Origin of the sequence: Candidatus Enterococcus wittei, assembly GCF_002140175.1 — a bacterium.
Taxonomy (GTDB): Bacteria; Bacillota; Bacilli; order Lactobacillales; family Enterococcaceae; genus Enterococcus_B; species Enterococcus_B wittei.
In genome coordinates, this window is record NZ_NGMO01000001.1 from 385,090 (window position 1) to 386,199 (window position 1,110).

Consider the following 1,110-nt stretch of genomic DNA (forward strand, 5'->3'; position numbering starts at 1 on the left):
GATTTCGACTAATACGTCACCAACATTTGCAACTGTTCCTTCTGGAACCACGATATTTTTCACTGTTCCTGTGACTGGAGAAGGAATTTCTTCTACAGATTTGTCATTTTGTACTTCTAATAATGTGTCATCTTCATTAATGGCTGTCTCTTATACACATCTAGATGTGTATAAGAGACAGTTATTGAACAGACTAAAAGGGTGGAGACATCACTCATCTCCTCCCCTTTATCTAAATAAACATTATGTACGAACTTTTCTCTTGTCGGTTACAATAGCTGTTAAAAATAATCAAAAAACAATTAAATTCACTAATCCGTCCTGTTATAGCACAACGATCATCACTTAATGATCATTTAATTTCTAAAAATTTATCTTAGACACTAGTCCAAAATATCAAGAACACTTTTTCTGTCTCAATTTTTCTTTGATTTATTACGATCTTTCCCGATTGTCTGTTGATTTATTCGAAGATTTAGAAACCTCTTTCGAAGATTTAACACTTTGATCTTGTGCGTATCTTGAGTGATTCGCAAAGGAATTATCAGATTTAGCTTGTTTTCCCATTTGATTTATCGTTGCTCCAGCTTGATGAGTTACATCACTTTTTTCTTGTTGTTTCTGAGTAGCATTCCTTAAGGTATTAATATTATGGAGTTTCTCCATCATCGTCGCTCTAACTTTTGGTTCAATTTTTAGACCCCGATCCTCTAAGGACAAAATGAAAGAGGTGATATCTTTTGTATAAAATTTTCCATCTATTTGGCCTAATTTTTTCTCTCCATGGTCCTGTTCAACCTTAAGTTTTTTAAAAACAGGTTCTCCATGGTTATTACCTCTTATACACATCTAGATGTGTATAAGAGACAGAAATTGCTATTAAAATAACCACCTGAACTATTTTTTCAAAAAAAAAAACTCTATTTTTATTTACAAAAATACTTTAACACTAATAATATGAATTCCATTTATATTTCCCTAGTTGTAAAATCATTAATAGTTTCATCTTCCTATAGTATTAAAGTTAACGAGACATTCTTTTTAACAAAAAACGCAGTCAAATGGTCAATGCCACTTAACTGCGTCAATATTTCCATCTTATTCTGTTAG

The 1,110-nt window shown here is 31.6% G+C and carries 1 protein-coding gene and 1 pseudogene; both read right to left on the minus strand.

The window, feature by feature from the left end; all coding sequences use genetic code 11:
* Nucleotides 1-141: pseudogene (locus A5844_RS01355) on the minus strand (biotin/lipoyl-containing protein); the annotation flags it as partial.
* A gap of 294 nt (nt 142-435) precedes the next feature.
* On the minus strand, nt 436-849 hold the full coding sequence (locus A5844_RS01360) for a hypothetical protein (protein ID WP_086283269.1): 414 nt from the start codon (nt 847-849) through the stop codon (nt 436-438).
* Nucleotides 850-1,110 lie beyond the last annotated feature (261 nt).

Bases quoted from the DNA above. Each gene is read 5' to 3' on its own strand.
- A5844_RS01360 (WP_086283269.1), bottom strand. From the start codon at position 849: ATGTGTATAAGAGGTAATAACCATGGAGAACCTGTTTTTAAAAAACTT.